Origin of the sequence: Paenibacillus sp. V4I3 (assembly GCF_030817215.1) — a bacterium.
Taxonomy (GTDB): domain Bacteria; phylum Bacillota; class Bacilli; order Paenibacillales; family NBRC-103111; genus Paenibacillus_E.
Window position 1 is genome coordinate 2,068,426 of sequence record NZ_JAUSZA010000001.1, and the last position, 24,336, is coordinate 2,092,761.

General features: G+C 44.7%; 25 protein-coding genes. All 25 read left to right on the forward strand.

The features are described from left to right. Positions 1-37 precede the first annotated feature (37 nt). The 25 genes from QFZ77_RS09615 to QFZ77_RS09735 all read left to right on the forward strand — a co-directional run bounded on the left by QFZ77_RS09615 (position 38) and on the right by QFZ77_RS09735 (position 24,320). Complete coding sequence (locus tag QFZ77_RS09615) at positions 38-841, forward strand: glycosyltransferase family 2 protein (RefSeq protein WP_307438860.1); 804 nt, start codon at positions 38-40, stop codon at positions 839-841. Next, entirely contained in the window at positions 823-2,007 is a 1,185-nt protein-coding gene (locus tag QFZ77_RS09620; protein WP_307438862.1) for a glycosyltransferase family 4 protein, read from the forward strand. Before QFZ77_RS09615 ends, QFZ77_RS09620 begins: the two co-directional genes overlap by 19 nt. Next, the gene (locus tag QFZ77_RS09625) at positions 2,004-3,164 is read left to right on the forward strand and encodes a glycosyltransferase family 4 protein (RefSeq protein WP_307438863.1); all 1,161 of its coding nucleotides are present in this window, start codon (positions 2,004-2,006) and stop codon (positions 3,162-3,164) included. The genes QFZ77_RS09620 and QFZ77_RS09625 overlap by 4 nt, the downstream gene beginning before the upstream one ends. A 27-nt stretch (positions 3,165-3,191) precedes the next feature. Continuing rightward, on the forward strand, positions 3,192-4,322 hold the full coding sequence (locus tag QFZ77_RS09630) for a glycosyltransferase (RefSeq protein ID WP_307438865.1): 1,131 nt from the start codon (positions 3,192-3,194) through the stop codon (positions 4,320-4,322). 20 nt (positions 4,323-4,342) lie between these two features. Continuing rightward, complete coding sequence (locus QFZ77_RS09635) at positions 4,343-4,846, forward strand: serine O-acetyltransferase (RefSeq protein WP_307438867.1); 504 nt, start codon at positions 4,343-4,345, stop codon at positions 4,844-4,846. Between the two features lie 73 nt (positions 4,847-4,919). After that, a complete protein-coding gene (locus tag QFZ77_RS09640; protein WP_307438869.1) occupies positions 4,920-5,666 on the forward strand; it encodes a YveK family protein in 747 nt (248 codons plus the stop codon). Then, complete coding sequence (locus QFZ77_RS09645) at positions 5,647-6,348, forward strand: CpsD/CapB family tyrosine-protein kinase (RefSeq protein ID WP_307438871.1); 702 nt, start codon at positions 5,647-5,649, stop codon at positions 6,346-6,348. The genes QFZ77_RS09640 and QFZ77_RS09645 overlap by 20 nt, the downstream gene beginning before the upstream one ends. 221 nt (positions 6,349-6,569) lie before the next feature. Then, a complete protein-coding gene (locus QFZ77_RS09650; RefSeq protein ID WP_307438872.1) occupies positions 6,570-7,253 on the forward strand; it encodes a YveK family protein in 684 nt (227 codons plus the stop codon). A 258-nt stretch (positions 7,254-7,511) separates the two neighbouring features. Beyond that, positions 7,512-8,156: a sugar transferase gene (locus QFZ77_RS09655; protein ID WP_307449371.1), complete on the forward strand. Its 645-nt coding sequence runs from the start codon at positions 7,512-7,514 to the stop codon at positions 8,154-8,156. Positions 8,157-8,181: 25 nt separating this feature from the next. Further along, the gene (locus tag QFZ77_RS09660) at positions 8,182-9,090 is read left to right on the forward strand and encodes a glycosyltransferase (RefSeq protein WP_307438874.1); all 909 of its coding nucleotides are present in this window, start codon (positions 8,182-8,184) and stop codon (positions 9,088-9,090) included. Positions 9,091-9,094: 4 nt separating this feature from the next. Beyond that, positions 9,095-10,435 carry an O-antigen ligase family protein gene (locus tag QFZ77_RS09665; protein WP_307438875.1) on the forward strand — a complete coding sequence of 447 codons (1,341 nt, stop codon included), beginning with the start codon at positions 9,095-9,097 and terminating at the stop codon, positions 10,433-10,435. Beyond that, positions 10,435-11,229 carry a WecB/TagA/CpsF family glycosyltransferase gene (locus tag QFZ77_RS09670; protein ID WP_307449374.1) on the forward strand — a complete coding sequence of 265 codons (795 nt, stop codon included), beginning with the start codon at positions 10,435-10,437 and terminating at the stop codon, positions 11,227-11,229. Before QFZ77_RS09665 ends, QFZ77_RS09670 begins: the two co-directional genes overlap by 1 nt. Further along, positions 11,226-12,125, forward strand: coding sequence for a glycosyltransferase (locus QFZ77_RS09675; RefSeq protein ID WP_307438878.1), 900 nt, complete (start codon positions 11,226-11,228; stop codon positions 12,123-12,125). The genes QFZ77_RS09670 and QFZ77_RS09675 overlap by 4 nt, the downstream gene beginning before the upstream one ends. A 25-nt stretch (positions 12,126-12,150) precedes the next feature. Then, positions 12,151-12,903: a sugar phosphate nucleotidyltransferase gene (locus QFZ77_RS09680; RefSeq protein WP_307438880.1), complete on the forward strand. Its 753-nt coding sequence runs from the start codon at positions 12,151-12,153 to the stop codon at positions 12,901-12,903. A 15-nt stretch (positions 12,904-12,918) separates the two neighbouring features. Then, complete coding sequence (rfbC, locus tag QFZ77_RS09685; RefSeq protein WP_307438882.1) at positions 12,919-13,467, forward strand: dTDP-4-dehydrorhamnose 3,5-epimerase; 549 nt, start codon at positions 12,919-12,921, stop codon at positions 13,465-13,467. 19 nt (positions 13,468-13,486) lie between these two features. Further along, positions 13,487-14,473 (forward strand): dTDP-glucose 4,6-dehydratase, encoded by a 987-nt coding sequence (rfbB, locus tag QFZ77_RS09690; protein WP_307438883.1) that lies wholly within the window; start codon positions 13,487-13,489, stop codon positions 14,471-14,473. A gap of 52 nt (positions 14,474-14,525) precedes the next feature. Then, positions 14,526-15,704, forward strand: a complete 1,179-nt coding sequence (gene rffA / locus QFZ77_RS09695; RefSeq protein WP_307438885.1) for a dTDP-4-amino-4,6-dideoxygalactose transaminase — start codon at positions 14,526-14,528, stop codon at positions 15,702-15,704. Positions 15,705-15,720: 16 nt separating this feature from the next. Then, positions 15,721-16,635: a glycosyltransferase family 2 protein gene (locus tag QFZ77_RS09700; protein ID WP_307438887.1), complete on the forward strand. Its 915-nt coding sequence runs from the start codon at positions 15,721-15,723 to the stop codon at positions 16,633-16,635. Positions 16,636-16,661: 26 nt separating this feature from the next. Beyond that, the gene (rfbD, locus tag QFZ77_RS09705) at positions 16,662-17,528 is read left to right on the forward strand and encodes a dTDP-4-dehydrorhamnose reductase (RefSeq protein ID WP_307438890.1); all 867 of its coding nucleotides are present in this window, start codon (positions 16,662-16,664) and stop codon (positions 17,526-17,528) included. A gap of 64 nt (positions 17,529-17,592) precedes the next feature. After that, complete coding sequence (gene galU / locus QFZ77_RS09710; protein ID WP_307438891.1) at positions 17,593-18,483, forward strand: UTP--glucose-1-phosphate uridylyltransferase GalU; 891 nt, start codon at positions 17,593-17,595, stop codon at positions 18,481-18,483. A gap of 41 nt (positions 18,484-18,524) precedes the next feature. Then, positions 18,525-19,901, forward strand: a complete 1,377-nt coding sequence (locus QFZ77_RS09715) for a lipopolysaccharide biosynthesis protein (RefSeq protein WP_307438894.1) — start codon at positions 18,525-18,527, stop codon at positions 19,899-19,901. A gap of 12 nt (positions 19,902-19,913) precedes the next feature. Continuing rightward, a complete protein-coding gene (locus QFZ77_RS09720; RefSeq protein ID WP_307438896.1) occupies positions 19,914-21,296 on the forward strand; it encodes a sugar phosphate nucleotidyltransferase in 1,383 nt (460 codons plus the stop codon). Between the two features lie 11 nt (positions 21,297-21,307). Continuing rightward, positions 21,308-21,934 carry an acyltransferase gene (locus tag QFZ77_RS09725; RefSeq protein WP_307438898.1) on the forward strand — a complete coding sequence of 209 codons (627 nt, stop codon included), beginning with the start codon at positions 21,308-21,310 and terminating at the stop codon, positions 21,932-21,934. A gap of 15 nt (positions 21,935-21,949) precedes the next feature. Then, on the forward strand, positions 21,950-23,122 hold the full coding sequence (locus tag QFZ77_RS09730; protein WP_307438901.1) for an NAD(P)-dependent oxidoreductase: 1,173 nt from the start codon (positions 21,950-21,952) through the stop codon (positions 23,120-23,122). Positions 23,123-23,210: 88 nt separating this feature from the next. Further along, positions 23,211-24,320: a glycosyl hydrolase gene (locus tag QFZ77_RS09735; protein ID WP_307438902.1), complete on the forward strand. Its 1,110-nt coding sequence runs from the start codon at positions 23,211-23,213 to the stop codon at positions 24,318-24,320. The last annotated feature ends 16 nt before the right edge of the window (positions 24,321-24,336 follow it).

Sequence of the window (24,336 nt, forward strand, 5' to 3'; positions counted from 1 at the left end):
ACAAAAAGTATCATTTTAATATGAAAGGGGTAAGGGTATGAATAAAACAAAGAGACAGATATCCGTTGTCATCATTGCGCAAAACGAAGAACGGCGCATTGTCAAAGCTGTTCGCTCCTGTCAGCCATTTGCGGATGAGATACTTGTTGTCGATGGAGGCAGCAGTGACGCAACCGTTGAAATTTGCCAAAATATCGGCTGCAGAGTCCTAGTAAATGCGTGGCCGGGTTACGCGAAGCAGCGTAATTTCGGTGCGGATCAAGCGACGTATGATTGGGTGTTTTTTATCGATACAGACGAATTTGTTGATGATGTGCTGGCTAACTCACTTCTGGCTTGGAAGATGAGTTCTGAGCAGGACGGCGGTGCTTATGCCATTTACCGGATCGGTAATTTCCTGAACAAATGGCTGGATAAGGGGGAATATTTAACTAGGCTTTACAATAAAAAGGAAATTCGAATCAAGGAAACACTTGTCCACGAGACACCAGAGATTTCGAATGAACATGTTGTTAAGCTCGAAGGTGTATTGTGGCATGAAGGTTTTCGTAGTATCGATGATCATGTGAAGCGATTCAATATGTATACAGGGCTCGAAGCTCAGAAAGCTTACTACGAAAAGGGAAAGGCATTCCGTATTTATCCGCTGCTTTGGCGCCCGCCAGCTCGCTTTATCCAGCAATACTTCCTTCAAGGTTTATATCGCAAAGGGTTAGCTGGATTAACGGTTGCCGTCATGTGGAGCTATTATGAATATTTACGCTTCATTAAGCTGTATGAGCTCACGTTAGGTGATGAAAGAGGAAGAAAGGAATTGAAGCCATGTCCGGAAAAAGCATAAAAGTGCTTGCCACTGGAGAAGGTTGGCCGACACAGGAGGCGGGTGGACTTAACACGTACTACCAGTCAATTTGCGAAACACTAGGACTTCGGCATCACGTTGAGGCACTTGTTTGCTGTCATCGACCACCGGAGAAGGCAGCTGGCAAGCTTAAACTCTTCTCAATTGCCAGCCCGAAGGAAACGATGAGTATACGCCAGCAAGCATTCAGACAGTATGCCAAAGACCGAATGAAAAGCAATGAAGTAGATTTGGTCTATACGCACTTTGCCCCGTATGGATTAGGCCCCGCTCTAGAGGCAAAGAAAAGAAATATTCCAGTTGTCATGAGCTTCCACGGTCCATGGGCGGAAGAAATGAAGCTAGAGGGTAGCGGTGCCAAGCTGAAGTTGAAAGCCTTGGTGGCTAAACGGATTGAAATGAAAATGTATCGTACAGCAGACCGCATTATTGTGTTAAGTGGACACTTTAGAGATTTGCTGCATGAGAAATATGAGGTTCCTTTGGAGAAAATACACGTGGTCCCCGGCGCAGTGGACACGGAGAGATTTCAACCAGCGCCAAGTAAGCGGTCCGTTAGGTCTCAACTGCTGCTGCCTGAGAATCGGCTAGTTGTGCTGACCGTTCGCAGGCTCGTCCATCGCATGGGAATCATTCAACTAATTGAGGCATGGAATGAGGTCATTAAAGCTGTGCCTAACGCCTTGCTGCTCATTGGTGGTAAAGGTCCGTTAGAGGAAGAACTGAAAAGGAAGATCCAAAGCCATGGCCTAGAGAATCATATTCAACTGCTCGGTTATGTCAAAGATGAGCAGCTGCCACTCTACTACCAGGCCGCTGATCTGTTTGTAGTTCCAACCCAAGCCTTAGAGGGATTTGGTCTCATTACAGTGGAGGCGATGGCTAGCGGACTACCTGTAGCCGCTACGCCAGTAGGCGGGAACAGAGAAATTTTGGAGGGATTTCATCCGCCTTTCTTGTTCAAGGGAACCTCAAGCCATGACATGGCCGAAGGACTCATACCGATTTTGAAACATCCTGAGAGTTGGCCATCCGCTGCATCCTGCAGAGCCTATGTGTGTTCACGCTTTACATGGGGAAATACAGCCAGAGAAGTGGATCAGGTTTTCGAGCTGGCACTGCAGGATAAAGGGGTAATCGTATGATACGTGTCGCTTATCTCGATCATACCTCTCAGTGGAGCGGAGCCGAAATCGCCTTATTTCATCTGTTAACGCGAGTCAATAAACCGGTTCACCCGATTGTTTTTCTTGCTGAGGATGGCCCATTAGCAATTAAACTGCAAGAGGCAGGTATCGAGGTTCGTATCGTTCCGTTAGATGAAAAGGTTAGAAAACGAAACCGCAATAGCATCAACCTACAGCTCATTAGCTCGGCGTTCAGTATGATCAAGTACGGAAGGTTACTTGCTCGGATGCTGAAGGAGGAGCAAGTGACATGCATCCACACGAATTCGCTGAAATCAGCGATCTATGGTGCAATTGCTGCGAAACTAAGCGCACTGCCCTTGGTATGGCATATTCATGATATTGTCGCGCCGCCGTATTTGAAGTCCATCGTGGCCAAAGGGATCAAGACTTTAGCGCATTATTTGCCAGACGGAATTATCGCCAACTCGAATACGACCTTATCGTCACTGAATTTATCCCAGTCGTCACGCAGACAAAAGAATATCGTTATTTATCCCTCTTTTGCAGAACCTAGCGGTTCACCTAGCAGAGAAGTGAAGGTTTTTAAAAGCAAAAAGCACTTTACTGTGTTGCTCGTTGGGCGTCTTACGGAATGGAAAGGACAGCATGTACTCCTGACCGCTGCGGAGCGGTTTTTGCCACAGTCACACGTTCGGTTTTGGATCGCTGGAGATGCGTTGTTCGGAGAACAAGCATATAAGGACAGATTAATCCAAATGATCGAGGAAAAGAAGCTAACGAATGTGACCCTATTTGGGCATGTGAATGATGTTAGCTCCTTGATGCAGCAATCGGATGTATTAGTACATACTTCAATTTCTCCGGAGCCCTTCGGACAGGTGATCGTGGAGGGTATGGCAGCGGGTCTGCCCGTTATCGCCTCGAATGAAGGAGGTCCGCGGGAAATCGTTGTTCATAACGAAACAGGGCTGCTGATTCCACCCAACCAACCGGAAGCATTGGAGAAAGCGATTCTATGGGTCATAGATAACCCCGGAACAAGTCAGATAATGAGTGAGCAGGGCAAGAAGCGTGTACAGCAATATTTTATGATCGACAATGCTGTAGATCAAATGGTAAGGTTCTACCCTCAAGTGATTCAGAGAAGCTAGTAGTCCATCGGATAAAGGATGATTCATATGAAAGTAGCGATTGTTCATGATTATCTCATACAAATGGGTGGAGCTGAGCGGGTAGTTGACGTTATGCATACTATGTTTCCTGAGGCTCCTATATTTACCACAGCCAAAGACTCTTCTAAACTGCTGAAAGGTTTACAGGATGCAGACATTCGAACCTCATGGATGCAAAAGTTGCCAGGGATAAGCACCCATTTCAAAAATCTGCTCCCCTTATATCCGATTGCCATTCGTGATCTGGACTTCCGAGAGTTCGATGTCGTTATTAGCTCCAGCAGTGCTTTTGCCAAAGGCATTAAGGTGCCTAGAAATACGTTTCACCTCTGCTACTGCCATAACCCAATGCGCTTTGCCTGGGATTTCACCAATTATATGAAAGAAGACCCAAGCCCGGAAATGCTTAAGACGCTTCTGAAAGCCTACACGGTCTATTTACGTCATTGGGATCGTAAAACCTCAAACAGCGTAAATCAATTTATAGCGAACTCCAGCATTGTGAAGAAGCGCATTCAGCACTATTATAGCCGAGAAGCGGATATCATCTTTCCGCCAGTTGACACCTCCAGATTCATGCCTTCTTCCAAGGTTGATGATTATTATCTCATTGTGTCGAGGCTTGTCTCTTATAAAAAAATCGATTTGGCCATTCAAGCGTTTAATAAGCTGGGTTTGCCGTTGTACATTGTAGGTGAGGGTCCAGATCGTCAAAGATTAAACCAAATGGCGAATGCCAATATCCATTTTCTCGGTAGGCTGGAAGATGAGGAGGTGGGTGATCTCATGTCTCGCTGTAAAGCTTTTATTTTCCCAGGGGAAGAAGATTTCGGTATTACCCCACTAGAGGTCAATGCCGCGGGTAGACCAGTGATCGCTTATAAGGCTGGAGGCGCATTAGATACGATCGTCCCCTATACGAATGGGCTGTACTTCGAGAGGCAAAATGTTGATCAACTAATTTCAGCAATTCGAGAGGCAGAGTCTTTCGATTGGAACACTCAATCGATTAACGTATATGCTAAGAAATTTGATATCGACACATTTAAAGGTAAATTCACCGACTACTTTGAAAAGTCCTACTATCAATTTGTAACCGAAAGGGAGCAAAGAGCCGCCTACGGAGTAATTATTTGATCCATGGATGGGAGGTACATATGTCTGTTTATTTCAAGGATTTAGCTGCAAACAATTGGAAGGACCCCTTTATTTTTATGGCTATTTCCGTATACCGATTCGGCCACTGGATTTATTACAAGGTGAAAATCCCCTTGGTGAGGCAGCTGCTATGGATTTGTTATCGCATACTCGATGCGATCTTCATTCGTATTTGCTGCCATGCCCAGATTCCAGCCCAGTGTCATATTGGTTCCGGAATGCACCTACCCCACGGTTTTAATACAATTATTATCCATCAAGATGCGATTATCGGTGAACGAGTGACACTGTTTCATGCCGTGACGATTGGCGGAAGAAATCATCTTGGAACACCAGAAATTGGGGATCGTGTATTCATTGGTGCAGGTGCAAAAATATTAGGTCCGGTTAAGATTGGTCATGATGCAAGCATCGGGGCCAATGCCGTAGTGGTTAAGGATGTACCTGCACAGTCAACCGCCATAGGTGTTCCAGCAAAAAACATATTACGTGATCATGAATGAAAAGGATTGATCATATATTTTCATACACTTAATGATACGTAGTGTATCAAGGTACTTTTGAAGGAGGTAAGTTATGGAATTAATTGATATTTTACGAATCTTGCAGAAAAGGCTTATTTTTATTATTTTTTTCGTTTTGATCGTTAGTGCAGGAGCAGGCCTGTTGGGAAAAATACTCATTAAGCCAGAGTATGAGGCTAGTACCAAGTTAATTGTTAACAAGATTAATAATCAGGAAGGTGAACAAGGGCTGGATATGGCAGCTGTTACGGCCAATATTATGCTGATGGGCTCCTATAAGGAAATTATTAAGACGCCAGCCATTATGGAGAAGGTAGCCCAAGATTATCCCGCTCTTCGAATGACCGCAAAAGAATTGATTGATCGCGTGGAAGTAAGTTCTGCTAATAATTCGCAGGTCATGAGCATTACTATTGATGACCGCTCTTATGATCGTGCAGCCAGTATCGTTAACGCTGTAGCCAAAGTTTCCCAAACCGAAATACGCAAAATTATGAGTGTGGACAATATTAGTATTCTATACGAGGCGCCTCTCAACAAGACTCCGGTCTCAAAACAGATGAGCTTAAGTATCATAGTTGCAGCTAGCTTCGTGGTATCTCTCATATGCTCCATTGGGATTGCCTTTTTACTTGAGCTTCTAGATGATCGAATTCAAACGGAAGCAGATATAGAGAAAGTGCTGAGTATTCCAGCGTTAGCTGTCATCTCGCGAATCAAGAGCAAGGATCTCAAACAAGTTTCGTTAACAACAGAAAGAAAGGAAGGGGAGCACACGTATGTCAAAGCTATCCATTAAAACCTACTTATTCACACACTTAAGCCCGATGTCTCACATTGCTGAGAAGTACCGCACACTCCGAAACAATATCGCGTATTCCACGATAGGTCAAGGAGTCAAATCAATTGTAGTCACATCGGCTCTCCCTAAGGAAGGTAAGACGATTACAGCTGTTAATTTGGCTACGGCTTATGCCAATGCGGATAAGAAAGTTTTGTTAGTAGAAGGGGATCTGCGCAAGCCAACTTTTCATCTCATATTTAACTTATCAAACCGCGTCGGCTTGTCAAATCTACTTAATGGAGACTATGAGCTGAGCGAAGTTATTCGTGACACCCATATTCCTCGTTTAAGCGTGATCACCTCAGGTACAAGCGAGGGGAACCCATCAGATATGTTAGCCTCAAAACAGATGGAAACGACCTTAAGGCAGCTTGAAGAGCTTTACGATGTAATTATCATTGATTCTCCTTCGGTATTTGGAGTGACGGATACCCATACACTTGCTACCCTTTGTGACGGAACACTGCTCGTTGTTAATGCGGGTAGCTTGAAGCAAGAAGTGGCGCTGGAAGCAAAGGCTATTCTGGAGAAAATTCAAGCACGCATTATTGGTGCTGTTTTGAACAATGAAAAATCGGTAAGGAAAGACTATGACTATTACTACACGAAGGGAAAAAGAAGACAATTAGCTAAATAGAGAGATTTAACCTGTCCACGTTCAACGTCTGAAACGTATACGTTTCGGTGTATTTGCCATGATTTGTTCTGTCATTTGTATGTTTGAAACAAAATGTATATTTTTTCACGAATTTGCATGATGGGCTATTGACATGATACTAAATGTATCATAAATTAAAGAAGTGGATTATGATACTAAATGTATCAAATATCCGATTGGGGGTAGAGAAGGGGTTGGCCATGAAACTGCACGATTACTTCGCCATTATCAGGAGCAATTTATGGATGGTTGTCATTATCGTAGCTGTTAGCTGTACGGCTACTACCGTGTATGGTCACTTTAAATTTCAACCTGATTATGAAGCGCACGTGATGCTAATGCTGCGCAACAATGCTTCTGACCAGCAGAAGCAGCTAACGTGGGATGCGATAAGCACGAATAATAAGCTGATAACAACATACAAAGAGATTTTGACTTCGCCCCCCATTCTGAACGAAGTTGTTCAGAGAAATCCACAATGGGAGTTAACGGCGGCCCAAGTCAGCAAGAAGTTGAAGGTTAAATCCGCTAATCAGATGCAGTTCATCTCCTTATCCGTCAAGGATAAGTCTTATAACAGAGCAGCTAGTATAGCAAATGCCGTTGCTGATGTTTTTCAGAAAAATATCGTCTCCATTATGAAGGTTGACAATGTGACGTTTGTGTATAAGGCAAATGCACAAGAGCAAGCGAAACCGATCACTTTACCGCTAGCCTTGCAAGTACTCCTCAGTTTTGTCATTTCCTTCTTGACCGGAGTCACCCTCATATTCGGATGTCATTATTTTTACGGTCGAATGAAGAAGGACCAAATCGAGCGCCTTCTCGGCGTACCTCTACTAGCCGTAACAGACACCATTAGAAGTAAAGATTACCGTCAATAAAAGGAACATGCAGTAAATGAAATAGGGTTACCTGAATTGCTCAGGTATACCTTCAGGTGAAGTCTACTACACCTTTATCCTAGTAGGCACTCGGTCATACTGTGGGCTTTTGAGCCTTAGACGTTAATCGTCGATGGTATGATGTGAGGGAGGGTTAAATGCCCAACTATGTATGTTATCTCATCGAATATAGGGGGACCTTGCATGAGCTTAGGAAATCAACGAAATGAAGCGGAAATATATTCAGATGCAAGACGAATGTTCCCGCACGTTCGTGTGAAGCATGGCTTTGAGGTTGCGTATTATTTGTTTGTAAAGCGGGCTTGTGACATTAGTTTATCACTGCTAGGTATTCTGTTCTTGCTGCCTTTGTTCATTCTAGTCAGTGTCATTATCAAGCTGGAGGATCCGAAAGGGTCTATATTTTTTAAACAGATACGCATAGGCAAGAATGAGAAGCTGTTCACTATGTATAAGTTCCGTTCGATGATTACGAATGCGGAGCAGCTGCTGCCAGAGCTCATGCATAAGAACGAAGTGAGCGGTGCTATGTTTAAAATGAAAGACGATCCGAGGATTACGATTATCGGTAAAGTAATACGAAGCACAAGTATAGATGAGCTGCCTCAGCTTTGGAACGTTCTAAAAGGGGAGATGAGCCTAGTAGGGCCACGGCCGCCTTTGCCATATGAAGTTGAACAATACTCTGCATATGATAAGCAGCGCCTCCTCGTTACCCCTGGCTGCACAGGGATTTGGCAAGTGAGCGGAAGAAGCAGCTTAGGATTTCATGAAATGGTAGAGCTGGATATCCAGTATATCCGTGAAAGAAGTATTTGGTTTGATGTGAAAATTATCTTCAAAACGGTATGGATGCTGTTTGGTTCCAAACATGCATTTTAGACTTTTAAAGAAAGAAGAGGCGTGAATGGGAAAAAAATTATCAATTGTCATTTGTACATACTCGCGAGCGCCATTGCTGGAGAAAACATTGCATTCCTTACTGGATCTAGACGATATTCATCTTGCTGAGGTCATCGTGGTGGACAATAACTCAACGGACAACACCCAGCAGATTGTTCATTCTTTTATTAAAAATAGGAAAGACGCATCGAGTTTCCGATACATTTTGGAGCGAAAACAAGGTTTATCGGTGGCTAGAAACACGGGAGTGAAGGCCAGCCGCAGTGAAATCATCGCGTTCTTGGACGACGATGCGATACCTGTAAAGGGTTGGGCTACAAGCATTCTTCAAACGTTTCACACGTACTCAGAAGCCTATGCCATTGGCGGTATTATTCGTCCGAACTTCGAATCGGAACGTCCGGACTGGTTAATTAAACCTTTCGAGCTGCCTTACACGATTGTTGATTTGGGGAATGAAATGATGCTTTATCCACCTAAGCTGTATCCATTCGGAGCCAATATGGCGTTTAGGAAATCTGTGTTTGATAAGTACTTATTCCCAGAGGAGCTGGGACGCAAAGGAGCATCCCTTATTTCAGGTGAAGAGTCTTGGCTCTTCGGTCAATTCAAGAAGGAAAAATGGCAGGTTTATTACGTGCCCTCCATGGCCGTCTTCCACTTTATCCCGAAGGAACGATTGAAGAAAGAGTGGATTACCAAACGCTATTACTATCAAGGCGTGTCGTATTCATACACAAGTAAGACGTTTGCCGAGAAGGCCAAACTGATCGCAATTACTTGCGTAAAGCTGGTGTATAACTGGATGAGTTCCTTGGTTTCGTGGAGTGAAGGCGATAAACTGCTAAACCGCTGCCGCCAGGAGAGTATCAGGGGCACATTCGTAACGCTAACGACTAAAAGTGAGGGTTAATTTTATGGATAGAAAACTGGTGCTGAACAATGGGATGACATACGCGCTTCTTCCCGTGCTTATTCTCATAGGCTTAGTACTCGGTATTGCTGTGCTATACCAACCCATACTCGTCGTGATTGGTGTTTTCGGAGCGATCTTAATAATTTTATCGTTTACTCATCCGGATAGAATCAGCAGCTTGATCATCCTTTCAACGGCATCCTCGATTCAATTCTTCATTCATCTTAGCTTAGGCGGACTTGATATTCTCTCGTTCTACAAGTTCGTCATTGTACTTTTGATCATGCCGAGCATTATCTATTACGGGATAAAGCTGAAATTCACCTATCCAATCATTGCCTTGCTGCTTTTGGTTGTGATCACGTACTTCGGCTCTGACTGGCATATGAATTTAACCAGAAGCGCGCCGATTAAAGCATTCATCGGTTTGGCCATACCATTCGTGTTCCTGCTGGTCAGATGGAAGCCGATTGCAGCCGAACGGCACATTCGGGTGATTTGTTTCATCCCATTAATAAGTATGATCATCGGTGTTTTCCTCCACTTCGCCGGCATTCAACCTCTTTATCTGGTTGAGTTCACAGGAGCCTTTCGGATGCAGGGGGCAAGTATTCCACCGCATTTGGCCATGCTGGCCTATCTCGGCGTTTTGATTGCTTTGATCGAGGTCAAGCGGAACCCAAAGCACGCAATGTTCTTTTACGTCATGGTTCTTCTGAATTTTGCCATTTTGCTTTCAACTGGTACTAGGGGGCCTTTAATTGCATCCACTGCGCTCCTTCTGTATTACTTATACGACCAGATTAAGGAGTATTTCAATGGAAAGCTCATACGCATTATTCCGCTGGGCGGGTTCTTGGTACTTACAGTTATCTCCAGTATCTTGATGTGGGCTAATGTGAAGAAGCGTTCCTTCGAACGTACCGACGAAACTGGAATTGATCTATCGGGACGCTCGGAGGCCTGGGATTTCTTCCTTAAAGGGGTGGAGAATTCACCTTGGTTCGGTAGAGGCTTGGGGTCATCCATTGTGGCAAACGACGGCAGTATTTACGCAGGATTCGTCGTTCCCCATAACGAGTATATACGCTTTTATTTTGATACGGGGATCATTGGCGCTGTCATCCTATTTCTATCGCTGTTCATGATTTTTTATAGGGTGTACCGGGTACTCGATGTAGGAATTAAGCCCTATTATATCGGCTTTATCATTGGTTTTCTTGTGTATTCATTTTCTGATAATACCCTGTCGACCCTGCAATTTACGTTGCCATTTTGTTGGTATTTGGGTGCGTTGCACACGGTAAGTCTTTCAAAATTTGCCAAAAAAGAAGTGATATGATGGCGAAAATTCAATTATTCGGAATTCAATTTGATAATTTTGATTTTGATGATCTGCTGCAATTTATGGATACCGTCATATCCGAACGAAGGAGCACATACATTGTCACCTGCAATGTAGACCACCTGGTGAAACTCCAGAAGGACCTTCATTTTCAAGAGGTTTATGCGCAAGCCGATGTTGTCGTTGCTGATGGAATGCCAATCATCTGGGCTTCCAAAATTTTAGGGAAGCGACTCAAACAGAAGCTGTCCGGTTCTGATGTGCTTCATTATCTGGGGAACCAATTTCAACAAAAACAATATCGCTTATTCTTCCTCGGAGCAGCAGAGGGAATCGCCGAACTGGCGGCCAGCAATCTCAAAAAGAAGTTTCCGCGCATCAACGTTGTGGGTTGCTACTCTCCGACCTATGGATTTGAGAATAACGATGAGGAAAATGCACGAATTGTGCAAATGATGCAGGAAACGAAACCGGATATTGTGTTTGTCGGGGTCGGCGCACCGAAACAAGAGAAATGGATCTACAGCTATTACAAGCAGTATAATGTTCCGGTTTCCATCGGCGTAGGGGCATCCTTCGATTTCTTGTCCGGCAATATTAAGCGTGCACCGCGAATTTTCCAGCGAATAGGTCTTGAATGGTTTTGGCGTTTATGTCAAGAACCGAGGCGGCTATGGCGAAGATATCTAGTCGATGACCTCATTTATTTGAGGCTGCTGCTAAGAGAATTAAGGGCAACAAGGGCAGACAAACGCAATCAAAACTTAAGTAAAGGTGGAGAAATGGAATGAGTAATAAGGGTCTTGTATCTATTGCTATACCAATTTATAACGGTGAGAAGTACATCGAAGAAACGGTGCTCAGCGTTTTAAATCAGGACTATCAAAACTTTGAACTGCTGTGCTTTATTGATGGAACCAAAGATGGTACCGCGGATATTTTACGGAAATATGAGGATCGGCTAACGATCATCGAACAGGAAAATATGGGAGCCTCCAATACACGAAACCGAGGCATTATGATGGGCAAAGGCGAGTATGTTTTGCTGCTTGACCAAGACGACGTGCTGGAGCCAACCTTCCTAAGTAAGACGGTTAATGAAATTGTGAGTAGTCAAAGCTGGGCAGTCGCGGTCAATGGAAATTTGATCGATTCGGGTAGCAATAAAATTAGAGGGATGTATCGTTTCAACAAACCAACGCTTAAATTTAAGGACCTGTGCTACCGAAATCAGCTCTATGCGACATCTCAGGTGCTTTTCAATCGCCAGAGAATAGCTGAGTTAGGTGGTTATGATTCCAAAAGAGCGGGTATCGCCGATGATTGGGATCTGAGTATACGCATTCTACAAGCCGGCGGCAGCATGGTCTTCCTCGACGAGTGTTTGATGTCTTACCGACTGCATGACAGCAATAATTCGAAGAATTTGCCTCGTATGCTAACGAGTGAGCTGAACGTGATTGAGCAAACCATCGGAGATGTCTCTTTTGCGAAGGCGATTAAAAGCTACCGGCATATGAACTTCTCTTACCGTATGGCACAAAGCAGTCACGATTTGACGACAAGCAGGGAGTCGCTCGCTCAAGCCTTAAAGCTAAATTCGAAGCTTCTCTTTAATCCACGTTACTACTATTGCTTCTTCTATATTTATTTAAAAGGATTTCGTGTACTAAAGGTTTCAGAATAATAATCATGGATGAGGTGGTTGTGCAATGAAGGGAATTATTTTGGCTGGCGGAACAGGGTCCCGTTTATATCCGCTTACGAAGGTAACGAATAAACATTTGCTGCCGGTAGGAAAGTATCCAATGATTTATCATGCGATTTATAAATTGAGAGAAGCGGATATTCGCGACATCCTGATCGTGACAGGGCGTGAGCACATGGGGGACGTCGTTAACCTACTTGGAAGCGGAGTAGAGTTTGGTGTTACATTGACCTACAAAGTACAGGATGAAGCCGGAGGTATTGCACAGGCACTGGGCTTGGCGGAAGGCTTTGCGCGGGATGATTCATCGGTGGTTATATTGGGGGATAATATTTTCTCCGATCATATCGGGTCCTTTGTGGATAACTTTGTTAAACAGGAACGCGGTGCCAAGATATTACTGCATGAGGTCGTAGACCCAGAACGCTTCGGAGTTGCCGAAATGCGAGATGGAAAGATTGTCGGTATCGAGGAGAAACCGAAAAAGGCGAAAAGCAGTTATGCGGTAACCGGCATATACATGTTTGATGAGACCGTATTTAGTATCATTAAAACACTCAAGCCTTCTGCACGGGGGGAACTGGAAATTACCGACATTAATAATGCTTACATGGAGCGTGGTCAACTTACCTATGATTTGCTAGGTGGCTGGTGGACAGATGCCGGGACGCATGACTCGCTGGTGAAGGCAAATGAGCTCTTGAAGGATAGCACGTTTGACCCTAATTTTGGCAGAAAACTAGTGCTGGTGAAATAGTGAGGGGATACAGCAATGAAGGTGAGCAAAACCAAATTAAGTGGTCTGTTTATTATTGAGCCCAATGTGGCGGAAGATCACCGTGGATTCTTTATGGAAAGCTTCAATAGGAAGAAGTTCGCCGAGCATGGTTTAAATTTCGATTTCGTACAGGATAATCATTCTTTATCCGTGAGGCCCGAAATCATAAGAGGGCTGCACTATCAGCTGCAGGAAAAAGCGCAGACGAAGCTTGTACGGGTAATCTCAGGGGCCGTTTACGATGTAGCCGTTGACATACGAAAGCATTCGCCGACCTTCGGTCAATGGGTAGGGGTTACACTCAGTGCAACGAACCGGAAGCAACTCCTTGTACCAAAAGGGTTTGCCCATGGCTTTTGCACGATGGTACCGGATACGGAAGTCTTGTATAAGGTAGACGAATACTACTCCTATGAGCATGATCGGGGTATCGCTTGGAATGATCCGACACTCGGTATAAGTTGGCCTTGCTTAAGTCCAATTTTGTCCGAGAAGGACGCGAAACATCCATGGTTGGCCGACGCAGAAAACAACTTCTTTTAGAAAATAGTAGGGGTGGAACATGAACATATTGGTAACGGGCGGAGCGGGTTTTATCGGCAGTAATTTCATAAGGTATATGCTGAGTAAGTATAGTGATTACTTTATTGTCAATCTAGATAAGCTTACTTATGCCGGAAATTTAGACAATTTAAAAGAAGTCGAGAACAGTCTGAATTACACATTTATTCGGGGAAACATTGGCAATAGAGAGCTTGTAGCGAACATCGTAGAAATGTATAACGTGGATGCTATTGTGAATTTTGCTGCTGAGTCCCATGTGGATCGCAGCATTATGGATCCGGAAGTATTCACACTAACGAATGTCTTGGGAACACAGGTACTGCTGGATGTGGCCAAAGAACTCAAAGTGAAGCGGTTTGTTCAGATTTCGACCGATGAGGTTTATGGATCATTAGAAGAAACAGGACTTTTCACTGAACAGACGCCTATTGCACCAAACAGCCCTTACTCGGCAAGTAAAGCAAGCGCTGATCTACTAGTTCAAGCGTACCACGAGACGTATGGCCTTCATACAAATATTACGAGATGCTCTAACAATTATGGACCTTTTCATTACCCTGAAAAGCTAATCCCGCTCATGATTACGAATGCTTTAGAAGATAAAAAGCTTCCTGTTTACGGAGACGGTCTTAATGTAAGAGATTGGCTGCATGTTTCGGATCATGCAGCGGCTATTGATCTTGTTCTTCATCAAGGTGAAGCAGGAGAGGTTTATAACATTGGGGGAAATAATGAACACCCCAATATCGAAATCGTCGAGCTCATCCTAGAGGCGCTCGGAAAAAGTAATTCGCTAGTCCAATTCGTGCAGGACCGCCTTGGACATGACAGACGCTACGCGATTGATGCGAGCAAGATCAGACGGGAACTGGGATGGGTACCTCAGATCAGCTTCCAGCAAGGGATCAAAGATACCATCGTATGGTACTTGGAGAACCCGCAGTGGTGGCAAGATGTAAAGGCCAGAGCATACAGTAGTATCTAGTGGAGTGGAGCAGACAATTATTAATTACTCATTGTGAGGAAGTTGGCTAAATATGAAAATACCTTTCAATAGACCTCCTGCGGTAGGGGAAATCGAGAAGCATCTCCAGCAGGTTGTGGAGAGTTTTCATCATTCAGGTGATGGACAGTATACCAAAAAATGCAACAATTGGTTTGAGACACATTTTGCTTGCGATAAAGTCTTATTGACGACCTCCTGTACGCATTCTTTGGAAATGTGTGCGATCTTATCGGATCTCAAGGGTGGCGACGAAGTTATTATGCCGTCCTATACATTCGTATCTACCGCTAATGCTTTTGTACTTCGCGGAGCTCGTATCGTGTATGTGGATATTAGGCCTGATACGATGAATATCGATGAAACGCTCATTGAGCAGGCGATCACAGAAAGAACAAAGGTTATCGTTCCTGTTCATTATGGCGGGGTGGCGTGTGAGATGGATACCATTATGCGTATTGCGAACCAATATAATCTTCTTGTGGTTGAGGACGCTGCACAAGGTGTGATGAGCACTTATAAAGGAAGAGCGCTTGGCACAATCGGTCATCTGGGCTGCTTCAGCTTCCACGAGACGAAAAATTATTCGTGCGGTGAAGGCGGAGCTATTCTAATCAATGATGAACGGTTTAAGGAACGGGCGGAAATTGTCCGCGAGAAAGGAACGAATCGTTCCCGATATTTCCGAGGAGAAATTGATAAATATTCCTGGGTAGACGTGGGCTCCTCTTACTTACCCAGCGAATTCAATGCAGCGATCCTTTATAGTCAACTTGAAATGGCTATACCTATTAATGAAGACCGCCAGCGCAGCTGGAATCTTTATTATAACTTACTTCAGCCTTTAGCCTCGGCTAAATACATCGAACTTCCGACGGTTCCGGACGAATGCGAGCATAATGCCCACATGTTTTATATTAAGGTGCAGGATTTAGAGACCCGATTAAGCTTACATACTTTTCTAATGAAAAATGGTATTACGAGTTCTTCCCATTACGGACCTCTTCATAGCTCATTATTGGGACTACAAACGGGCACTATGACTGGTTCTGATCGCTTCACGACACAGGAGAGTATGCGGCTGCTTCGCTTACCACTGTATTACGGATTAGAAGAAGTGAAGATCAGATATGTTGTTGAACAGCTGGATGTTTTCTTCGACCGCCAAACGGAGAAGTCACTTATGGTGATGGAGGACAGAATCACAGGGTAAAGGAAGGAGATTCAGCATGGAGCAAACAGCGATAGAAGCTGATCTGGTTTCTGTTATTGTACCTATCTATAATGGACAGAAATTTATTGAAACAACGGTGCGCAGTATTCTCGCGCAAGATTATAAGCCAGTTGAAATTATTATCATTAACGATGGATCTACAGATAGTTCGTCGGAAATTGTAAAGAGCATCTCCAGTGAATTGACGGTTTTGGAACAAACCAACCTCGGAGTAGCCTATGCAAGAAACAAGGGTCTAGCTTTAGCAAAAGGGAAATACGTCTTGTTTCTTGATCAAGATGATGTCATAGAACCAACCTTCTTGTCCCGGACAGTTAACGTCATTCAGCAATCGAATTGTATCGGCGTTGTCGCCAACGGCTATCTCATTGATGATGATGGCAACAAGATAAAGAAAATTTACAAGTCTAAGCGGACAAAGGTTGACCTGAAGGAAATGTGTGTCAACAATCAAATTTTCACCCCTTCTCAAGTGTTGCTAGATAAGAATAAACTTGTTCTGTCCGGCGGCTTCGATGCTGAATTAGCTGGAGATGACGGAGGTGCCGTAGCGGAAGACTGGGAATTATGGATACGACTGTTGAAGGAAGGGAATATCCTCTATCTGAATGAATTCCTCGTCAACTACCGGATTCATGCTAACAATAGCTTCAAGTATCTCGAAAAAATCCTGCGAAGCGAACTGAAAATCGTGGAACATTCCATGGCCGGTATTGGAAATCATAAAGTACTAAAGGGGTATAGATATTTATTCTATTCTTACAAAGCAGCCAAGTATAACGGAGATTGGAGTTCGGGAAGATCGGCCTTACTCAGAGCCTTGCAGTTGAATCCGCGCTTCCTCATTCATCCAAGACTATATTATTACTCCTTCTACCTAACATTTAAATACTGCAAAAGTGCTTTCTAGTGTAGGTGAGTGAGAAAGGTGACGCTATGCGCGTACTCATAACAGGAGGGAATGGGCAGGTTGGTTCGGAAGTCGTGGATCTCTTTCAACCGCATTATGATGTGCATTCCTTTAGTCGGGATGCTATGAATGTGACGAATTCAGCTCAGGTTAGTGAGATCGTAGCTAAAATTCAGCCAGATGTCATTATTCATTGCGCGGCCTATACGGCAGTAGACCAGGCGGAGCAAGAGCAGGAACGCGCTTACGAGATAAATGCACTCGGCACTAGGAATGTTGCTATCGCAGCTCAGCAGTTAAGTGCCAAACTCGTTTACATTAGCACGGATTATGTGTTTGATGGCAAGAAGGAGGAGCCTTATGTGGAAGAAGACACACCGTCTCCACTAGGTGTTTATGGCAAATCAAAGCTAGCTGGTGAGATGTACGTTTCCACTTTGTGCGACAAGTATTTCGTTGTTAGAACTTCTTGGGTGTATGGGCGGTATGGAGATAACTTTGTAAAGAAGCTCCTCAAGCAGTCTCGGAAACAAAAGCAGTTCCATGTTGTTGAGGATCAGATTGGCTCACCTACCTCTGCGTTAGAGTTAGCGAGGTTTCTTTTCAAGCTGGTGGGCACAAAGAAGTACGGCTATTATCACGCGGCCAATCAAGGTGCTTGCTCGTGGTTTGAATTCGCAAAGGCGATTGTTAAATGCCGACAGCTGGAACATGTTACGGTTCTACCTTGTGTCACGGAAGTTGCCATTGGTAGGGCACAGCGACCTTCTTATTCGGTATTGGACAGTCAGAAAGCAAGGGAGTTCGGATGGGATTTGCTAGGTAACTGGCAAGATTCACTCGCTCATTTCTTGCAGCATTATCAAGAGCAGGATGACGTTAACGAAGGATAAGGGCTAGCCACACAACGAATGATACAAATCGTATCGAATAAAAAAATTATGAGGAGCCATGTCTATGAAAACAGTAAAAAAAGCAATTATCCCCGCAGCAGGGCTTGGCACGAGATTCTTACCGGCAACGAAGGCGATGCCCAAGGAAATGCTTCCGATCATTGATAAGCCTACGATTCAATACATTGTGGAGGAAGCCATTGAATCTGGCATTGAAGATATTATCATCGTTACGGGAAAAGGAAAGCGGGCTATCGAGGATCATTTTGATAACGCCTTTGAGCTGGAATATAAGTTGATGGAGGCCGGAAAGTTAGAGCTACTGAAAGAAGTGCAGCGTTCCTCCAAAGTTGAAATTCACTACATTAGACAGAAAGAACCGAAGGGGCTGGGTCACGCCATCTGGTGTGCGCGCCGCTTTATCGGGGATGAGCCTTTTGCCGTATTGCTAGGAGACGATATTGTTTCCGCTCAGGTCCCCTGCTTGAGGCAGTTGATCCAACAGTATGAGACGACTGGGGCTTCTGTCATTGGCGTTCAAACCGTACCTGATGATCAAACGTACCGCTATGGCATCGTGGATCCATTGAAGCAAAAGGGAAGGCTGTATCAGGTGAATAACTTCATCGAGAAGCCGCCGCTTGGTCAAGCCCCATCCAATTTGGCGATCATGGGTCGCTATATTCTGACACCGGAAATTTTTCAATTCCTGGAGCTGCACGAAACCGGTGCAGGTGGTGAGATCCAGCTGACGGATGCAATTCAGAAATTGAATGAAATCCAGCAGGCTTACGCCTACAATTTTGAGGGCATTCGATATGATGTCGGCGAGAAGCTTGGTTTTATTCTAACAACATTAGACTTTGGCCTCAGCAACAATGAACTGCGATATCCGCTGCTGGCTGCCATTGAATCACTGATCGAACGCGAGAAAGGGTTAAAGCTTCTGGGCTGAGACGGAACGGAATCATTTCGATAGGAGAGTTGGTGTTTCGAGTGAGCAATCCATTGGCCCTGAAAGTCAATCGAGTGGTTCCACTAATGAAGGGGTTAATGAAAGGCAAGGATACGGTGTCTACTTCAATCAGGGCACTGTTGGCGAGTATGTTCATCCTTGGATTGAACATGCTGACTGGCATCATGACGAGTCGGTTCCTCGGTCCAAGCGGACGGGGGGATCATGCAACGATGATCCTTTGGCCGCAGTTTCTAGCCTTTGTCATGACAATAGGTATGCATTCCGCTGTGGTCTACAACATGAAGAAGTATCCCGAGGACGCCGGGAAGTTGTATATATCGTCACTACTGCTAAGCTGTGCGTCTGGTATTGTCGCCTGTGCAATCGGTGTTTATTTCATTCCGATATGGCTCAGTACCTATTCCTCTCAGGTCATACAGTTCGCACAGGGGGCGATGATTATTACCCCGGTTATTTTATTAACATTTGTGAATAACGCTGTTTTACGAGCACGTAATGAATTTGCGCTATTTAATTTCGTGCGGTATTTAATGCCGATTGCAACGCTGATTATGCTGCTGTGTTTCTTGGCAGCAGGGAGGTTAACTCCTTTCACATCGGCTATCGCCTACTTGGGACCGAATGTGCCGATTGTAATTTGGTTAACGATTCGCCTGCTGCGGATATACAGGGTACAGTGGCGAGGCTCATGGGTATCTATGAAGAGGAATATTAAGTATGGTCTGGGCTCCTATGGCATTGACTTGCTCGGCAATATGAGCCTGTATGTTGATCAACTTATTGTTATCCGTTTGCTATCATCCGCTGATTTAGGATTGTATGTCGTGGCCGTTAGCCTGTCACGTATGGCAAATATTTTCTCGCAGTCCCTTTCCTTAATCTTGTTTCCTAAATCTTCCGGTTTGCCGAAGGATGAAGTCATCGCAATGACGGTTCGTGCATTTCGAGTCAGTACGTTCATTTCGATATTGGCTGCGATAGCAGCTATGCTCGTTGCACCTTATGTGTTGATTATTTTATACGGCAGTGACTTCAAAAGCGCAGTTTCCGTCTTTCGTCTTCTCATTCTGGAAGTGGTTATAACAGGGTCAAGTATGGTCATATCCCAAGCCTATATGGCGCTTGGCCGTCCAGGTATTGTAACGATGATGTACGCAGTTGGGCTAGGTGTAATGGTACCATTGCTCTTCTGGTTTGTCCCGGTTTTTGGTATTACCGGAGCGGGCATGGCGATGCTGCTGGCTGCTATTATTCGATTAGGTTTTATCCTAGTAAATTTCCCGCTGACGTTAAAAGTCCCTTTCCCGCACATTTTCAAATTCACCGAAGACATGGGATGGGTGAAGCAAATCATGCTTAGCAAGCTTAAGGGTTATAAAAATGCGACGGATTAGGATGTGGATGAAATGAAGCTTGTACTGCTCTCGGGTGGCTCTGGCAAACGCTTGTGGCCGTTATCCAATGATTCTCGATCGAAACAGTTTCTGAAAGTGCTGGATAATCCAAATGGTGATTTGGAATCCATGGTGCAGCGAGTATGGCGTCAGCTTCAGGGGCTGAAGTTAAGCGATTCAGCTTTTGTAGCCACAGGGAGATCGCAAGTGGACATTCTTCAGAACCAGCTGGGTTCCGAAGTGCGTATGGTCGTGGAGCCCGAACGTCGAGATACCTTTCCGGCAATCGCATTGGCGGCTACATACTTGTACTCAATCGAAGGGGTTAGCCTGAATGAGGTTATTACGATCGTCCCTGTTGATCCGTTTGTGGAAGCTTCCTTCTTTGAAGAAGTGACAAAGTTGGAACAAACCCTGCATGAATCCGGTGCAGATATTGCCCTTATGGGTGTTAAGCCGGCGCTTGCATCTGAGAAATATGGTTATATCGTACCGGATCAAAGTGAAGAGACGGCGTCCGAACAGACGTTTCGGAGGGTTAGCCACTTTAGGGAGAAGCCAGCACAATCGGATGCGGTAGCCTTAATCCAGCAGGGCGCACTTTGGAACTGCGGCGTGTTTGCTTTTAAGCTCGATTATCTTATTAATTTACTCTTGGAAAAGGGGCTGCCTATTCACTACGAGGAGACGCTGAAGCAGTATAGCAAACTGCCGAAAATCAGCTTTGACTACGAGGTGATCGAAAAGGCTGAACATGTTATCGTTTCCCGATATAACGGTGATTGGAAGGATTTGGGCACCTGGAATACATTAACTGAGGAGCTGACAAAGCCAGTCATGGGCAAAGGAATCATGACAGATGATTCGGTCAATACACACATTGTCAATGAACTGGATATGCCGGTGACGGTACTAGGTTTATCGAATGTCGTTGTAGCCGTAAGTCCAGATGGTATCTTAGTCACTGACAAAGCCGCCAGCCCGAGAATAAAAGAGGTTATGAAATCAGTAGATTATAGGACCATGTACGAGGAAAGACGCTGGGGTCGCTATCAAGTTGTTGACTACAGCAAGTATGGGGAAGGTAATGAAGTTTTAACGAAACGGATTTGCGTGAAAGCCGGCAAAAATTTAAGCTACCATCTGCACGAAAAGCGAAGTGAGGTTTGGACTGTTATCGCGGGTCAAGGACAACTCATTTTAAACGAAAAATCCTTTGTTCTAGGGGCCGGAGACGTGCTGAAAATACCTGAGGGGATGAGACATGGGCTGCGGGCTGTAACGGATTTGGAGTTGATCGAGGTGCAGATTGGCTCAGATTTATTTGAAGAAGATATCATTCGTTTGAGTGCAGATTGGAATGAAATTGAGAAAATAGAAATTCAAAGTATGTGAGGGATGTAATCATGCGGCTGAGCCAGGTGCATACAACGATTCGCAATAAGATAAACAAAATCCGCACACTGCTTTGGTATCGATTCATGTTTAAGAAGTTCGGGGAAAACAGCTGCGTTTCTGCACCATTTTTCCCGTACAATACGGAATTCGTTGAGTTAGGTGAACAGGTTTTTATAGCGCCTAATGTGAGGATGGAAGTGCATTACCGTATTCCGGAGGGACCCATTGGATCGCTGCGAATTGGGAATCGTGTTGTTATAGGCCAAAGGGTAAACATTTCATGCTGTGAATCATTAACGATCGGTGATGATGTTACGATTGCCGCGGGATGTTACATCTCAGACAACAATCATGGCATCGATCCGAGCGGGCCTAACTATATGGCACAGCCGTTATCCAGTGCAAGAACAGAAATAGGCTCTGGGGTATGGCTGGGTCAAAATGTTGCGATACTTGCGGGTTCAAAGATCGGCGAAAGATCCATCATTGGGGCTGGAAGCATCGTTACTGGGGAAATCCCGCCTTACAGCATCGCCGTGGGTTCACCGGCAAGGGTCATCAAGCAATACTGCTTCGTAACAAAAGTTTGGAAAAAAGTGGTACGGACTGAAGCAACATTAAAAATGACCATATAACAGGAGGAGTAAAAAATGGAGCAAAAAAGTAGAATTGGTGTTATAGGAACAGGTTTTATTTCCAAAGGATTGGTGATCGAAATTGAGAAAGCCTATGGTTTAAAGGTATCTCGCGTGCTAACTCGCCGAAATATTGACCATTGTGGAGAATATCCGCTGAATGACCGATTGACTAATTCCGTGGACGAGCTGATTGAACATTCCGATGTGATTGTTGAATGCTGCGGAGATACGATTTATGGCACGGAGACGATCCTCCGCATTATGGAAGCATCCATCCCTGTCATCACGATCAATGCCGACTTGCAGGTGACAACGGGCTCCTATTTGGCGAGTAAAGGGTTTATTACCGAGGCTGAAGGTGATCAACCGGGATGTCTGGCTGCTCTACGCGAGAATGTGTTATCGATGGGCTTTAAACCGCTTGTTTACGGAAATATCAAAGGCTTTCTTAATCTGAACCCAAGCAAAGAGGATATGCTTTACTGGGCTAAGAAGCAAGGGCTCAATCTTGGTCTGCAGGTATCCTTCACCGATGGAACGAAAGTGCAGATCGAACAGGCGCTTGTTGCCAATGGCCTAGGTGCGCGAGCTGCAGTACCAGGACTTTTGGGAACGGCATGTGAGGATGTACGAACTGGCGCCAATATTCAGGCAGAATATGCCAAAGGCTTAGGATATCCGATCAGTGATTATATCTTGTCTCCGAAATCTCCAGCTGGCGTATTCATAGCTGCAGAGCATGATGACCGCCATAAGGATTATCTGAGATACTTAAAGCTGGGGGACGGTCCATTCTATACGCTGTACACAACATTCCACCTATGCCATTTGGAAGTGGTAAAAACCATTCGCCGCGTGTTGGGTGGAGGAGGCGTTCTTCTGAATAACAGCACCAATCCGGCTGTTAGCATTGCATCGATCGCGAAGCGCCGCTTAGTACCGGGTGAAGTGATTGAACGCGGTGTAGGCAGCTTTGAAGTTAGGGGTATCGCGGTGAATATGGAAGATCATTTAAATCATGTGCCTATTGGCTTGCTAACGAATGCTGTTGTCCGCCAAACGGTCGAGGAAGGACAAATGCTTACCTTCCGTGATGTGGATATCCCAGACAGTATCGCCTTGAGTAGTTGGAAGGAAATGGAACAAAATAGACGTAAAGAAGCGTTCGATTTATCTGCTTCCTAATCTCGTATTTAACATGCATGCAGCAAGGCCTGACTTGGGTTTTCCAGGCAGGCCTTGTACACTTTATTGCCTTGGTGTAAGGGAGGAAATGATGAAAGTGCGAAGTTGGTGGAGTTCCAAGTTTAAGTACAGAATCATCGTCTTGGTTTGTATAGGCGGTTTACTCATCCATTTTCCAGCAAAGGCGATGGAAAACTACCTCTTTACAGCTTTTGAACCGGTGAATGCCAATGCTACTCCCGAGGCTAAGGAATTACTGACGTATTTGTACAGTTTGAAGGGGAAAAGCATGTTAACAGGACAGCATGACTTTCTAGAGGACCCAGATGTATTTGTTACTAAAATAAAGGCTGCAACCGGCAAAGATCCTATCGTTCATGGCTATGAGATGGGTGGGATTCTTGGACAAAATGAGACAACGTTAGAGGATCAAAGGCAAAAGGTCGTAAACAGCGCTATTGAGTGGCATAAGTCAGGCGGTATTGTCACGATGATGTACCACGCCAGCTATCCCGGAATGCAGCAGTATTGGAATAACGTACAACGGGCGACTAAGCAAGAGGAATTCGATCAAATTGTCACGGATGGCACATCCTTGAACAAGCAGTTGATCTCAGATATCGATAAAGTCGCTGTTTATTTAAAGCAACTGAAGGATGCAGGTGTTCCCGTACTATGGCGGCCTTACCACGAAATGAACGGCAATTGGTTCTGGTGGGGGAAGAAAAGCAATTATGTGCGTTTATGGAACATCATGTTTGACCGCTATGTCAATGTACATGGTTTGAACAATTTATTGTGGGTGTGGAATCCGAATGCCCCGAGCTCAGGTGTTGATCCCTATGCGAACACATATCCAGGCAGTTCAAAGGTAGATGCACTTGCCGTCGATATTTACAATAATGATTACAAGCAAAGTTACCATGATGAGTTATGGGAGCTTGGTGGAGGGAAGCCGATTGGTATTGGTGAAAATGGTGAAATGCCGAATGAGTCTATACTTTCCTCGAAGGAAAATAAATATGTCTGGTTCATGACATGGGGAGAAATGCTGGAGACCAAGAACAGTGCTTCAACTGTTCAAAGCTTGTACGGGCATCATAGCGTTATCACGAGGCATGAACATCTCATGAGGCCATCGATGATTCAACTCTTTTCCTTTTATGGCTATAAAATTATGTTCTATAAACCATCGTAAGGATTCTTATTTGGAG